Below are 15,329 nucleotides of genomic sequence, written 5' to 3' on the forward strand. Positions count from 1 at the left end.
GGCGAGGCAGGCTACTCGCGCGCGTCGATGCTTTCGGTGTTTTCCGACCGTGATCGGCGCACACTGAGTGCAGGGATGAGGAGGAGAAGGTGTTCCACCAGGACAGCGGCACCGTATCCAGGGGAGATCGTGACACTTCGCCTGCCGACGAGCATCTCCTGAACGAATCCCTTCTCGTCGAACCCGAGGTCCGCCGGCGCCCCTGGCGCGAATTCCTCGCGTCGACTCCCGGACGCCTGTCCCTCCTCGCCGTCGTCCTCGTCGCGGTGGCGCTGACGGCCGGTCTGGTGACGTCCGCCGTGGTCGCCGCACGGCAGCAGCGCATGGAAACCCTTCGCGCCCACACCGAACCGCTGGCGGACGCCGCGCAGAACTTGTTCAGCTCGTTGTCGATTGCCGACGCGGCAGCGACGTCGTCGTTCATCGCGGGTGCCATCGAGCCGCTGGCGGTGCGCGATCGGTACAACCAGGCGATCGGGGACGCGTCGAACGCGCTCGTCACCGCGTCGTACGGCGTCACCTCCGGCGACGTCGAATCGCTGAGACTGCTCACCGAGATGTCGCGGCACGTCGCCGTGTACACGGACCTGGTGGCGACCGCCCGGTCCAACGACGCCGCGGGAAACCCGGTCGGGGTGGCGTATCTCGGAACCGCTTCGGCTCTCATGCAGGACACCATCCTGCCCTTGGCCGAACGCCTCTACAACGACCAGGCCCGAGCTGTCGCCGACACCCAATCCCACACCGCCCGGCTGCCCGCCACCGCCATCGTGGTCGCGTCGGCCGGGGTCGTCGTCCTCGCCGTCGCGCACGCGTACGTGGCGCATCGAAGCCGTCGCCGGGTCAATCCCGGACTGGCGTGCGCGACGGTCCTGCTGGCTGCACTCGTCGTGTGGATCGTGGTCGCCGGGCTGTTGTCGACGTCGGCGAGCGAACGTGCCCGGATCGACGGCGCCGAACCCCTCGCGGCGGTCACGAAGGCGAGGATCCTCGCCCAGCAGGCCCGCGCCGACGAAACCCTCGGACTTCTCCGGCCGGGTTTCGATCCGGCGGGGAGCGATTACGCCCGGCACACAGACGCGCTCTCCGCGATTCTGAACTCGGACGCGTCGCGGAACACCGTTGTCGCACCGACGATTGCCGATGCGTCCGCCGCGTTCGACGGATGGCGGAGCGCGCACCGGGATCTGCAGCAGAAGCTCGCAGACGGCGACTACCAGGGCGCGGCGGACGTCGCGGTCGGTCCGGGATCGACGGCATCGACTGCCCGGTTCCGGGACCTCGACGAATCGCTCGAAGACGCCATCACCGCTCTGCGCACCGAGGAACTCGACGCGATGCGGGAGTCGTACCGCACGATGGCCGCGCTCGCCGTGGGCGGCATCGTGCTCGCTGTTTCCGCAGCGCTCGCCGTCGTCGCGGGGATCGAGCCCCGAGTGAGTGAGTACCACTGATGGTGCGACCACACCCGGAACGGCGACCGCGCTTCACCCGGCTGCTCGGGAGCCTCGGGCTCGGAGCTGTCCTGATTGCCGGCTGCGGCGCCCCCGATGCACCCACCCCGAGGTTTTCCGGAGACTTCACGGAGTTTCCCCTGTCGGCCGGCGCCCAGCTCATCGCACCGTCCGACACGCCGCCGCAGGACACAGAGACGTCGGCATGCGCGGCCCCGGCCAGTCTCCGCCCGGGGACTCCGAGCCTCGGCGGCGCGCTCGGCGATATTCGTGCCCGCGGCACCGTGGTCGTCGCGGTCGATCAGAACACCAACCTGTTCAGCTTCCGCGACCCGACCACCGGCACCCTCACCGGATTCGGCGTCGACCTCGCTCGGGAGGTCGCACGTGATCTGCTCGGCGATCCCACCAAGGTCGAGTTCCGTCCGCTCGGAACCGATGACGGTGCCGAGATGCTCGCCCACCGTGACGCGGACATGGTCGTGCGTCCGGTGGCCCTCTCCTGTGAAGGTCCCCAGGACTTGACGTTCTCCACGGTGTATCTCGAGGCCTCCCGCCGGCTCGTGGTGCGGGACGGGTCGGGTATCGCCGGTCCGGCCGACCTTGCCCGGCGACGGGTCTGCACGCACCACGACCCGGCGTCGGTGTCGGCGCTGACGCGCATCGCCCCCAAAGCCACGATCCTTGCGGTCCCCGACTGGGACGACTGCCTCATGGCCATCCAGCAACGGCAGGTCGACGCGGTCGCAGGCGCCGCCTTCCTCGCCGGCCTCGTCGCCCAGGATCCGAATCTCGAAATCGTCGGCCCCGAAACAGATTCCGCCCGATACGCCATCGGCCTCGCTCCCGGAAACGACGACCTCGTCCGGTTCGTCAACGGCACACTGGAACGACTGCGCACAGACGGAACCTGGACGGCCCTCTACGACCGGTGGCTGTCGTCGCTGGGCCCGGCACCCGGACCGCCGGCGCCGGAGTACCGGGACTGACCGACCCCTCAGACGGCGGTCGCCACTTCTATCGCCCCGAGTTCCACCACGTCCGGTTCAGCTCGGATCGTCGTCGGCAACGGTCTTGGGCAGGCCGGTCCCCATCGGGTCGAGCAGGGCGGTGGTGCGCGAACCCCATCGCTCGTGCGCGGATTGACGGGTCATCCCGGCGGCCTTGCCGATGGTCGCCCACGTCGCCCCCTGAAAGCGCAGACCGAGAACGGTTTCGATGCCGTCCAGGCCGGCAGCGAGCTGTATACGAAGACTCAGTAGGTGCCAGGCCAGGGTTCGCTGGTGGGGAATGTCCGTGCCTTGCTCGGCGTCCCAATCCGCCGTGCCGGGAAGCGGCCCGGTGCCGATGATTTCGTCGGCGTGACGGCTTGCTTCCGCGGCCGCAGCCGTTATCACCGCGCGAGCAGCGGCATCGATATCCGCACTGACGGCGCGTTCGACAAGTTCCATGACTACCTCCCATTTCTGTCAGGTATAGCCTGACAGGCAGTGGACGTGGCGTCAAGAATTACCTGACACGGGGTGGCGCACGCGGAGCAAGCCGACGTGCCACCGGGTGCTCGGATCGATCGACTCGACGACGAAGAACAGATGGTCCTCAGCATCAAACTCGACGCGCCGAGCAGCGGCCTGGGAGTGGACGACACGACCCGCACAGGGCAAGCAATTCGAGGCCGAGTTCGACACAGTGTTCACTCGGGCCGTCGAGTAGGTTCGCCGCCTCACCTGAACCCTGTCGATCCCGCACGGAGCAGCGCTGCGAGATGAGTGATGTCGGTGGCTGAAATATCCCAGCTGCCTGTTGGCGCGAGGTCATCGGTCTGGTGCGGTCCGTGTTCGACGGGCCGGAGAATGAACGCTGTAGCCAGTCCTGTGGCGTGAGCGGCTTCGAGGTCGTCGTTGTGGGCGGCCGCGAGCATGACTTCACCCGGGTCAAGACCGAGGAACTGTGCTGTCTGCAAGTAAGCCTGGGGATCGGGCTTGTATTTCCGGTTGATGTCGGAGCCGATGATCACGTCCCACGGGATTCCGGCGTTCTTGGCCATGTCGAGCAGAAGTGAGGTGTTGCCGTTCGAGAGCGGGCCGATGATGTACTCCGCCTTGAGTGCCGTGAGACCTGGCACGCTGTCGGGCCAGGGGGTGAGCACATGCCAGGCGCGCGCGAGCTCGTCGAGCTCTCCGGCATCGTGATTCGTGGGGTCGATGCCCGATTCGCGGAGCACGACGTCGAGGTTCTCGCGGTGCAAGATATCGAGAGTCACGAACTCGCGGGTGCCGGAAAGGATCGCGTCCATCGACGGCTGGTAGCGGGCGCGCCACCGGTCGGCGAATGCAACTGCGTCCACCCCGAGCTGATGGCGCGCCGCGTAGTCCGCGACAGCGGTGGCGATACCGGTGCGCCAATCGACAACGGTGCCAAAGGTATCGAACAACACGGCGCGAACATTGCGTCCCGTCGACGGGGACCGGAACGGCACACCAGCCATGGGCGTCCTCTCGACTCGAACGTACGACGTGGCATCAGGATAGTGCCGTCATGCAAGGTCGTCGGCGAATCGAGCGGAGCGCCCGTGGGTGAGCGTCTGCTTCAGTACCGGGAGTAGTGCTGTCCACTCACCTGGTCACCGGCGCAGATGCACTTACGTTCGAGGCTTCGCGCCGAGGTCACGGCACAGAACCGAATCCCGAGCTCGTCGTGGGAATCCGCGCTGTGTGGGCATGCCGTGCACGACGCCTCCGATTCCACCACCAGCGCGGAGTTCGGAGACTCGGACACGAGGAAATTGGACACATCAGTCGGGTTCGACGCCATGGCGGCGCTCCAGTTCTCGGCCTTTCGACTGCAGGCCGGTGTGGGCGCCGAGGACGACATGGCATGACCGCGCATATTCGAATAACCCTCGACAACCACCACGCTACCCCCTCACGGCCCAACCCCGCCCCGTCACCATTTCGTGACCTCGCCAGACGCACGCGTCGACCGACTGATCGGGCGGGCACCCTCGGCAGGGACTGAAGGCGGCACGAACCACGGCGGGCGGGGGCATTTCCGCAGGTACAGGACATACTGGTAGTAACGGACCTGGTCGTGCCCGCGATATAGATCAGCTAAGCCGAAAACGTCCGACCCAGAGGCAATCGCCGTTGGTTGCCGTCGGGAGGTTCTAGTAAGTGGATACCAGGAACAGGAGCGACGCGACCGCTCGCAGTCGTCCCCATGCCTTCCCGCTGACTCCCGCGCAGCGCGGAATCTGGCTGGCCCAGCGCCTTGCCCCTGACGTCCCGAGGTGCATCGCACAGTACGTCGAGGTGCGCGGCGCCCTGGACCTCGCCGTCCTCGACGAAGCCTCGGTGACCGCGGGCCGCGAGTTCGAGTCGGCGTTCCTCCGGGTGTTCGAGATCGACGGGGAGCCGTTCCAGACCGTCGACCCGACCCTTGACCTGTCGACCGGATTTGTCGACCTCGGTGGTGCGGACGATCCCACCGCAGCCGCTCACACGTGGATGACGCGGGATTACACCGCGCCGCTCGATCCCACCCGGGACCGGCTGGCGACGTCGACGGTGTTACGAGTCGGTAACGATCACTACTTGTGGTACAGCAGAATTCACCATATCGCGCTGGACGGGTACGGAGCGATGACGCTCATGAACCGGATCGCCGCGCTGTACACCGCCCGCGTGGAGGACCGGACGCCGGAACCTGCCGGTGCCGCAGATCTGCGCACCCTTCACCGCCTCGACGAGGCGTACCGGTCGTCGACGCGCTACGAGTCCGATCGCGCCTACTGGCGGGAGCACCTCGCCGGCCGCCGTACCAACTCGAGCCTGTCCCCGACGGTGGCACCCGCCGTCGCGGAAAGCAGCCTCGAGACGGCCACCTTGTCTGCGTCCGCGACGGAGCGACTGGACAGTTCCGGCGAACGGCTCGGTGTGCCGCCGGCGACCGTCGTGATCGCCACCTTCGGCACGTATCTGGCCCGGATGACCGGACGGGACGACGTGCTCGTCGACCTCCCGGTGTCGGGCCGCACGACCGTGCTGCTGCAGCGATCGGGCGGGATGCTCGTCGGACTCGCTCCATTGCAGGTCTCCACCGCACCCGACGACACGGTGGCCACTCTCACCCGCCGGGTACACCACGAAATTCTGGGTGCTCTTCGTCATCAGCGCTTCACGCTGGAGGACATCCGGCGCGAGACGGACGCGACGGACTCGCTGTCCGGGCCGATGGTCAACGTCATGCTCTTCCGCCCCCGGATCCGGTTCGGACCGCTCACCGGAGACTTTCACGTGGTCACCTCGGGACCGGTGGCGGATCTGCTGGTCAATGTGTACCGCACCGCCGCTGCCGGGCGGATGGTCGTCGAGTTCCGCGGGAACCCCCACCGCTACTCCCGGGACGAATTGGCTCGTCACCTTCGGTCGTTCGTGGGCCTCCTCGAGGAGTTCCTCGCGGCAGATCCCGGCGATCCCGTGGCAGGGGTGCACGCGGAGACCGCACACGAAGGTGTGCGGAGTCGCAGGCGCACAGCAGATCTGGACTACTGGCGGACGATGCTCGCCGACCTGCCCCACGACACGCCTCTTCCCCGCGACTACACGCGCCGCGCAGGTACCGTCGACAGGCTCCGCGAGCACGTCGAGGCGCACGTGACCGCGGACCTGCATCACCGGATCGAGAACCTCGGACGGGACTGCCCGTTCGCTGCCTACACCGTTTCGCATGCGGCCCTCACGACACTGCTCGCTCGTCTCGGCGGAGTCCGCGACGTCGTCCTCGGGACACCGGCGGGCGCACGCGGATGGCCCCTCCTTCTGCGCACGAGGGTCGACGGCACGGAATCGTTCATCGAACTCCTCGAGCGCACACGCACCACCGAACTCGGTGCGTTCACGCACGCCGACGTCACCTTCGACGAGGTCGCCGCCGCGCTCACGTTTCCAGCACCCTCCACGGGCCGGCAGCCGTTCCAGGTCGCGTTCGACGTGCAGGCCGGCGATCACCCGCACGAACCCGATAGCCGGTCCGACGAAGCCGCCGACCTCTGGATCCACATCGTCGAACGCCCCGGCCGGGCCGGGCTCGACCTCCGACTGACCTTCGCGCGGGAGTTCTTCGAGCCGTCGACGATCCGCGGATTCGCCGACCGTCTGGTCCGCGTGCTCGACCAGGTCACGGCACACCCCGACATCCCGGTCAGGGAGCTCGACCTGTTGAGTTCCGCCGAACGGCGCCGGCTCGTGCCCGCGCGCGGCGATCCGGGAGTTCCGCCGCGCACGCTGCCCGACCTCCTGGTAGATGCGGCGCACCGCGACCCCGACGCGATCGCCGTCGTCGACGCTGCAGGTGGCGGCATCGGCGTCACGTACCGCCAGCTGGACGACGACTCCACCCGGCTCGCTCGCCTTCTCCTCGCCCGGGGTGCCGGCCCTGAAACAGTAGTCGCCCTCGCGCTCCCGAGATCCGCTGATCTCGTCCGCGCCGTGTGGGCGGTCGCGAAGTCGGGGGCCGCCTTCCTGCCCGTCGATCCCGGATACCCCGAAGCCCGCATCACGCACATGCTCACCGATTCCGGTGCGACGCTCGGGGTCACGGTCGGTCGTCACCGGGACGACCCACCCGGTGTCATCGAGTGGATCGAACTACACGACCGTCACGTCGAGGACACCCTCTCCGAGCGCACCGACACACCGGTCGGCGACGCCGACCGCCCCCGACCGCTGCGGTCGGACCATCCGGCCTATCTCATATACACGTCGGGATCGACCGGCGTCCCCAAAGGGGTGGTCGTGACCCACCGCGGGATCGCGAATCTGATTGCCGCACAGATTGAAGGGCTCGACGTGCCGCCGACCGGGCGGGTGGCCCAGTTCGCGTCGCCGAGCTTCGACGCCTCACTGTTCGAGCTGCTCGCGGCTGTCGGATCCGGTGCGCGCGTGGTGATCGTCCCGCCCGAAGTGGTCGGGGGCGCGGAACTGGAGCGCATACTCACCGAGCATCGGGTCACCCACGCCGTACTCACGCCGACCACCCTCGCCACGCTCGATCCCCTTGGCGTGCCAACCCTGTCGCATCTCACCGTCGCCGGCGAAGCCTGCCCGCCTGAAGTCGCGTCGACATGGACGGCGGGTCGCCGCGTCGTCAACGCCTACGGGCCCACCGAGGGAACGATCATGGCGACCATCAGCGCACCTTTGGTGCCGGATGAGCCGGTCAGCCTCGGACCACCGGTGCGCGGGTTCGAGGTCGTCGTGCTCGACGACCGGTTGCGCCCGGTGCCGCCGGGAACCGTCGGCGAGCTGTACCTCGCGGGCCCCGGCCTCGCGCGCGGCTACCGAAACCGTGCCGGACTCGATGCCGCCCGTTTCGTGGCCGCGCCCTTCGGGTCGCCGGGGACGCGGATGTACCGGACCGGCGATCTCGTGCGATGGTGCGTCCGGGACGAGGAGGATCCATCCACCGCCCCCGACCTCACCTACGTCGGGCGCAGCGACTTCCAGGTGAAGGTCCGCGGTTTTCGCATCGAACTCGGTGAGATCGAGGCAGTCCTGCGGGCCGACCCGAGCGTGGGGTTCGCCGTCGCAACTGCCGCGACCGACCCGCGCACGCGAGATGCCGCGGTGATCGCCTACGTTCACCCGACCGAAGGGCAGCGCGTCGATGTCGGGGAGGTGCACCGTCGGCTCGCGCGCACACTGCCCGCGCACATGCTCCCTGCCGCGGTCGTCCCCCTCGACGTCATTCCGCGCACCCCGAGCGGCAAGCTGGACCGTGCCGCACTCCCGGTGCCGACGTTCGCCCCGCGGAGCGGCGCCGGCCACCGCCGGCCACGCACGCCGACGGAAGACACGATCGCGTCGGTGTTCGAGACCGTGCTCGGTGTCGCGGGTGTCGGTGCAGACGACGACTACGTCGATCTCGGCGGAGGTTCCCTGGCGGCGACCCGGGTGGTAGCACGGCTGAGTTCTGCGCTGGAAACGTCGCTGGATGTCCGCGACCTCTTCGAACACCCGACGGTCGCCGCACTCGCCGATGTCGTCGAGAGCCGGCGCGGCGATGGCTCCGAGCGGCCTCCCCTCCGCCGGTTCCCCCGTCCCGCCAGGATTCCGCTCTCCCCGGCCCAGGAACGGATGTGGTTCGTCAACCAGTACGACCCGCACTCCCCGGCCTACGACATTCCGCTGGTCGTCCGGCTCACCGGGCACCTCGACGTCGGTGCCCTCGTCGCAGCGATCGCAGATATCGTGGAACGGCACGAGTCGCTCCGCACGGTGTACCCGGCCTCGGACGACGGACCACATCAGGTGATCCTGCCCGCCGAACGGGCGCAGCCCCGGGTCGAGACCGTGCGGGTCGACAATCCGACCGACCTCGACGCACACGTCGCCCGGGCCGCGGCCGCGCCGTTCGACGTCACCGTCGATGCGCCGCTCCGAGCGTCTCTGTTCACGATCGGTGGCACCGACCACGTGCTGGCCCTGGTGATCCATCACATCGCGGCCGACGGTGCGTCGGCTGGTCCGCTCGCTCGTGACCTCTCCGCCGCCTATCGTGCCCGGGTCGACGGACGCGCCCCCGCCTGGGAACCGCCGGCAGTCCAGTACGTGGACTACGCCTTGTGGCAACACGCAGTGTTGGGTCGGCCCACCGATCCCGACAGCCTCGCGTCGCGGCAACTCGACTATTGGAGTGAGTCGCTCCGGGGATCGCCGCCCCTTCTCGCGCTGCCGACCAACCATCCCCGCCCACAGCGGCGGTCCCTGCACGGCGACCGAGTGGACTTCCACCTGCCTCCGGAGCTGCATGCCGGCATGCGGGCACTGTCCCGAACCTGCACGTCCACACTCTTCATGACGTGTCACGCAGCGCTGGCAGTCGTGCTCGCCCGGCTCGCCGGCACCTACGATGTGAGCATCGGCACCCCGGTCGCGGGACGTGGGGAGCCCGCACTCGACGACGTGGTGGGCATGTTCGTCAACACGCTCGTGCTGCGCACCCACATTGATCCCGAGGCGGGCTTCGCGGACACCATACGCACCGTGCGGGATGTGGACCTGGGGGCGTTCGCTCACGCCGACTATCCGTTCGAGAAATTGGTGGACGCCCTCGAACCCGAACGCACGGACAGTCGTTCACCGTTGTTCCAGGTTCTCCTCGAGTTCCAGAACGTCCTGCCGGCCGGACACGAGGCGCGGGAGCTCGACCTGCCCGGGCTGCGCGTCGCGGCCGTCGGCTACGACCCGAAGATCTGTAAGTTCGACCTGCAGGTGTGGCTCAGTGAACGCCGCGATGACGGCGGGGCGCCGCAGGGAATCGACGGCGGAATCGTATACGCCACCGACCTGTTCGACGAAGAGACGGTGCGTGGGCTCGCCGACCGACTCGTCCGCGTCCTGAAGATCGTGACCACGGAGCCGGACACCGTGGTCGGGAACATCGACCTGCTCACCGACCGGGAACGTGACGTCGCCCTCCGTTCGTGGACCGCGCCGGACGAACCGGGCCCCGCGACGACTCTGCCCGAGGAATTTGCCCGGACGGCGGCACGGCAACCAGACGCCGTCGCGCTGTCGTTCGCGGGTGACACACTGTCGTACGGCGAACTCGCCGACCGGGTGAACCGAATCGCCCGGCTGCTCCACGACCACGGAGCGGAACCGGAACGCCTCGTCGCCGTGGCGATTCCCCATTCGATGGACTACGTCGCCGTCACACTGGGCGTGCTCGCGGCAGGGGGCGTGTGTCTACCACTCGATCCCGGATGGGCGTCGCCCACGCAACTCTCCCGGACGATCCCCGACGTCGACGCCGCGATACTTGTGACGACATCCGCTGTGGAAGAACATTTTCCCCACGGTCACGTTCCCACCCTCGTCCTCGACGCGCCCGGCACCGTCGCCGACCTCGCGCGCAGGTCGGGGCACCCCCTCGCCGCCGTGGACGTCGGCGCCGGTCCCTGCCCGGACTCAGCCGCCTACGTCCTGCTCACACGCGGGTCGACCGCGCTACCGAAACCGGTATCAGTGACTCACCGTGCAGTACTGTCGGCACTGGCACGTCCCGCCGTCACGGCCGGCGAGGTCTGGGCAATGGTCCCGACCTTCGCACCGGGCGTCACCGTCCTGACCCCGTGGAGCGCATTCCTCCACGGAGGTCGGCTGGAGGTGGTCGACGACGCTACTGCCTCCTCACCGTCCGCGCTGGCCGACCTGGTGCACCGCCGCGGCGTCACCATGCTCGCCCAGACCCCGGCCGCGTACGAGCACCTGTCCCGGGCAAGGGAATCCGCACCCGGGGCAGACGAGCTTCGCTCGGTCCTGCTCACCGGTGACCCCGTCGGCGCCGCGGTCGTGGCTGCCCCCGAAGTCGTCGCCGTCTACGCGTCCGTCGAGACCGTGTGGTTCGCCGCAGCCACGGATCTCGCACCGGAATCCGGTGCCGACCGGATGGGGTACCTGCCCGGGCCGGGCCGGAGATTCGCGGTTCTCGACGACCGCCTTCAGCCTGTCCCGCCCGGCGTCGTCGGCGCGTTGTACATCGGTGGACCCGCACTGGCTCGGGGCTACCACTGCCGGGCCAGTGCGACGAGCACCCACTTCGTGGCGAGCCCCTTCGGCCCGACCGGCGAACGCATGTTCCGCACCGGCGATGCCGCTCGCATCACGCCGAACGGAAGCCTGAACATTCTGTGGCGCCGCGATTTCCAGACGGAACTGCGCGGATACCGAATCCCGCTCGGTGACATCGACACCGTCCTCACCGCGCATCCGCAGGTCGCGAACGCGGTCACCGTCGACCACACCCCGCGCGCCGGACAACCCGCCCTTGTGACGTATGTCGTGCCGGCACCCGGATCCGCGCCGGCCATCTCCGATATCCGCGCCCACGCCGCGATGATCCTGCCCCCGCCCTGGGTCCCGGGCACGGTCGTCGTCCTCGACCGACTGCCCGTCACCGAGACCGGGGACGTCGACCTCGACGCCCTTCCCGTTCCCGAGGAACTGCGGCACTCCCCCGTCTACCACGCCCCGGCCACCCCGACCGAGAGGACGGTGTCGAAGGTGATCGCCCAGGTTCTCGGCATCGGTGGCGTCGGTGTCGACGACAACTTCTTCGAACTGGGTGGCACGTCCCTCGACGCGGCAAAAGTCGTCGCCCGAATCGATTCGGCGTGCGGGACCCGACTCGGGATCCGTTCCCTGTTCGAGGCGCCCACGGTGCGCGGACTCGCCGCCGTGCTCGACGCGAGCGAGGTGCACCCGGATCGACCCGCTCTGGGCCCCCGGGTCCATACCGAACCTGCACCGGTGTCGTTCGCGCAGCGGCGGATGTGGTTCGTCAACCAGTTCGACGTGACGTCGGCCGTCTACAACGTTCCGATGGTGGTCCGGCTGACGGGTCGCCTCGACGTCGCCGCGCTGCGCGCTGCGCTCCTCGACGTCCTCGTTCGGCACGAACCGTTGCGGACCCTCTATCCCTTGACCGACACCGGACCGGTGCAGGTCGTCGTCCCCGCCGAGAGCGTGTCGGTCGATCTGGCGCCGATTCCCGTGGCCGATGCAGCGCAGGTATCCGGCCCCATCGACGAAGTTGTCGCCGAGGGGTTCGACGTCACGGTCCGTCCGCCGGTTCGCGTCCGACTGTGGCAACTCGACGACCGCGACCACGTCCTGGCTGTCGTCGTGCACCACATCGTCGCCGACGGGGCATCGCTGGTCCCCCTGGCGCGCGACCTCTCCACCGCCTACACCGCGCGCCGCGCCGGCCGCGCTCCCGTGTGGGAGCCGTTGCCCGTGCAGTTCTCGGACTTCTCGGTGTGGCAGCGGGAGGTCCTCGGGTCCGTGACCAACCCGGCGTCGCCGGTGGCACGGCAACTCGACTTCTGGCGCACGGCGCTCGCGGATCTTCCCGAACGGTTGGAGTTGCCGCTGGATCGGCCGCGTCCCGCCACCGCGTCGTACCGGGCCGCAGCGGTGCCGTTCGTGATGCCCGAGACGACGTATCGCCGGCTCGTCGACTTCGCCGGTTCCCACCACACGACGACGTTCGTCGTGATCCACGCGGCCCTGGCCGTGTTGCTGTCCCGGCTCGCCGCCACCACGGACGTCGTCGTCGGGTCGCCGACCGCCGGCCGCGGCGAACAGGCGCTCGATCCCCTGGTCGGTATGTTCGTCGGCACTCTCGTTCTGCGCACGACCGTCGATCCGGCGTCACCGTTCGGTGCCGTCGTGGCGGCGGTGCGCGATGCCGATCTGGCGGCTTTCGCGCACGCCGACATTCCGTTCGAAACCCTCGTGGACGAACTTCACCCGCCACGTTCGGCGGCGAGTCATCCGTTGTTCCAGGTAATGCTGTCGTTCCAGAACATCGAGCCGCCACGCCTCGCGCTGCCCGGCCTCGAAGTGCATGTCGCGGAACTCGACCCCCGAGTGTCGCCGTTCGACCTGAATGTGGTGTTGCGTGAACAACCGGCCGAGGAAGGTTCGGTGACAGGTATCAGCGGGCAGATCGTCTATGCCACCGACCTGTTCGACGCCGGCACGATCAGCGCATTCTCCGGCCGGCTCCTTCGGGTGATCACCGCAGCAGTGACAGATCCCGAGGCGGTGGTAGGTGACATCGACATCCTCGACGACGCCGAGCGCGGGCTCGTCCTCGACCGGTGGAACGCCACGGCCCACGACCTTCCGGCCGCGACGATAGTGGACCTGTTCGAGGCACGGGTCGCGGCGGCACCCGATGCACCGGCCGTTCGCTGTGAGGATCGAATCCTCACTTACGCCGAACTCGACACCTGGTCGACCCGCCTGGCGCGCTCCTTCCTCGTCCGCGGGATCGGCGCCGAATCCATTGTGGCCCTCATGCTCCCGCGATCCTTCGAGATGCTCGCCGCGATGTACGCGGTGGTCAAGTCCGGTGCTGCGGTGCTCGCCCTCGATCCCGGCCACCCCACCGACCGCCTCGAATCACTGATCGACACCGCGTCGGCGGCTCTCGTCGTCACCACCGCCGACGCCGACCTACCCGCTCCGGCCGGGGTTCCGGTGGCGCGGTTCGACGACATCGACCGCGAGGCCCGAGACGCCGCACCGGTGACCGACGCGGACCGGGGCGCACCACTACACCCCGACAACCTGGCCTACGTGGTCTACACATCCGGCTCGACCGGCACACCCAAAGGGGTGGCGGTATCCCACGCGGCAATCGCGAACCAGCTGGCTTGGTCGCAGGCTCATCTGCCGCTACACGAGCGTGACCGCACCGTGCAGAAGGCGCCGATCGCCTTCGACGTCGCCATCTGGGAGTGTTTCGCGGCTCTCTGTTCAGGAAGCATCCTGGTCCTCCTGCGCCCGGATCGGCAGCTCGACCTCGACTATCTGTCCGGCCTCCTCGACGACACGCAGATCACAGTGGTGGAGTTCGTGCCCTCCCTACTCGACGTGTTCGTCAACGATCATCGGCACTCCTTCCCCACGTCCCTGCGCCGGGTCCTGACCGGGGGTGAGGCGATCAGTGCACGGACGGCGAGCAACGTGCTTGCGCAGGGTGTCCGCCTCGGCAACATGTATGGTCCCGCGGAGGCGGCCGTGACAGCGACGTACCACGACGTCGCAGCCGACCAACCTGCCCCCGCTGTGCCCATCGGGTCGCCGGTGTGGAATACACAGGTGTACGTCGTCGACGGCCGGCTGCACCCCGTCGTCCCCGGGGTGACCGGCGAAATGTATCTCGGCGGAGCTCAGTTGGCGCGGGGGTATCTCGGCAGGCCCGGGATCACGGCCGGTCGGTTCGTCGCGAATCCGTTCGGCGTCCCCGGCTCCCGCATGTACCGAACCGGAGACCTTGCCCGCTGGAACCCCGATGGACAGCTGGACTACCACGGCCGCACCGACTTCCAGGTTCAGCTGCACGGCTACCGCGTCGAGCCCGGCGAGGTCGAATCCGCCCTCCTGCGTCACCCCGGGATCTCGCAGGCCGTGGTAGTGCCGCGAGCCGATCGCAACGGCGCACACCATCTCGTCGGATACGTCGTCCCCGTCCCCGGCATCGACGTTGCAGAGGAGGAACTGCTCGACCACACGAGGTCACTTCTTCCCTCGCACATGGTTCCGTCCGCGGTGATCTCACTGTCCACCCTGCCGTTGACGCCCCACGGGAAGGTAGACCGGAACGCGCTCCCAGCCCTCGACTTCACGACCCGCGCCGCGGAATTCCGCTCGGCTGGAACAGCTGTCGAAGAGTCGTTGGTCGCCCTCGTCGGCGACGTGCTCGGCCTCGAGTCCGTAGGCGTCGACGACTCGTTCTTCGCGCTCGGTGGCGACAGCATCATGGCCATCCAGTTGGTGGCACGCGCGAAGACCGCCGGGCTGGCACTCACTCCGCGGGATGTGTTCGAGTACAGAACGATCGCCCGGCTCGCGCGCGCGATCTCCACACGGCCGGAGCCGAGCGCGGTCCTCTCCGAGCTTCCGGGCGGAGGGATCGGGTCGTTCCCGCTGCCACCGGCAGCGCGGTGGTTGCTCGAGCGCGGTGGCAACCTCGACACGTACTGCCAATCGGTCCTGCTCACCGCACCACCCGACCTGGACACCGACACCCTCACCGCCACCGTGCAGACAGTCCTCGACCACCACGACATGCTCCGAGCCCGACTCCGGCGCGGAACAACGGACGAAGACACGGTGTTGGAGGTCCTGGCCGCCGACCAGGCTCCACGGGTCGCGTCGCTGATCCGCCGGGTCGCACTCGATGATCCGGCCGACCTGAAGGGCCGGGCCGAGGTCGAGTCCCGTGCTGCCGCCGCACGTTTGGATCCCGAAAACGGGATCATGCTCCAACTCGTCTGGCTCGACCCCCGCACCCAACCCG

6 protein-coding genes are annotated in these 15,329 nt (G+C 68.5%); 3 read left to right on the forward strand and 3 right to left on the reverse strand.

Annotation, left to right across the window (positions count from 1 at the left end; all coding sequences use genetic code 11):
* The first annotated feature begins 89 nt into the window (after nt 1-89).
* Together QM841_RS14775 and QM841_RS14780 are read left to right on the forward strand one after the other, a co-directional pair.
* A complete protein-coding gene (locus QM841_RS14775; protein ID WP_283332534.1) occupies nt 90-1,454 on the forward strand; it encodes a GlnX family signal transduction membrane protein in 1,365 nt (454 codons plus the stop codon).
* Nucleotides 1,454-2,443: a glutamate ABC transporter substrate-binding protein gene (locus QM841_RS14780; protein ID WP_283332535.1), complete on the forward strand. Its 990-nt coding sequence runs from the start codon at nt 1,454-1,456 to the stop codon at nt 2,441-2,443. The genes QM841_RS14775 and QM841_RS14780 overlap by 1 nt, the downstream gene beginning before the upstream one ends.
* Nucleotides 2,444-2,500: 57 nt before the next feature.
* On the opposite strand, the gene QM841_RS14785 is transcribed toward QM841_RS14780, so the two are convergent.
* From QM841_RS14785 to QM841_RS14795, 3 genes are all read right to left on the reverse strand, one after another.
* Nucleotides 2,501-2,905 (reverse strand): hypothetical protein, encoded by a 405-nt coding sequence (locus QM841_RS14785; RefSeq protein WP_280784502.1) that lies wholly within the window; start codon nt 2,903-2,905, stop codon nt 2,501-2,503.
* 272 nt (nt 2,906-3,177) lie between these two features.
* The gene (locus QM841_RS14790; protein ID WP_283332536.1) at nt 3,178-3,942 is read right to left on the reverse strand and encodes a haloacid dehalogenase type II; all 765 of its coding nucleotides are present in this window, start codon (nt 3,940-3,942) and stop codon (nt 3,178-3,180) included.
* A 101-nt stretch (nt 3,943-4,043) separates the two neighbouring features.
* Entirely contained in the window at nt 4,044-4,268 is a 225-nt protein-coding gene (locus tag QM841_RS14795; protein WP_283332538.1) for an RGCVC family protein, read from the reverse strand.
* Between the two features lie 359 nt (nt 4,269-4,627).
* On the opposite strand from QM841_RS14795, the gene QM841_RS14800 reads away from it, so the two are divergent.
* Nucleotides 4,628-15,329: non-ribosomal peptide synthetase (locus tag QM841_RS14800; protein WP_283332540.1), on the forward strand; the 10,702-nt coding region annotated here is incomplete at its 3' end.

Source organism: Rhodococcus sp. IEGM 1307, assembly GCF_030056915.1.
Taxonomy (GTDB): domain Bacteria; phylum Actinomycetota; class Actinomycetes; order Mycobacteriales; family Mycobacteriaceae; genus Rhodococcus_F; species Rhodococcus_F opacus_D.

Coding starts and splice junctions, on each gene's coding strand:
- QM841_RS14780 (WP_283332535.1), top strand. CDS start 1,454: ATGGTGCGACCACACCCGGAACGGCGACCGCGCTTCACCCGGCTGCTC.
- QM841_RS14795 (WP_283332538.1), bottom strand. CDS start 4,268: ATGGCGTCGAACCCGACTGATGTGTCCAATTTCCTCGTGTCCGAGTCT.
- QM841_RS14785 (WP_280784502.1), bottom strand. CDS start 2,905: ATGGAACTTGTCGAACGCGCCGTCAGTGCGGATATCGATGCCGCTGCT.
- QM841_RS14790 (WP_283332536.1), bottom strand. CDS start 3,942: ATGGCTGGTGTGCCGTTCCGGTCCCCGTCGACGGGACGCAATGTTCGC.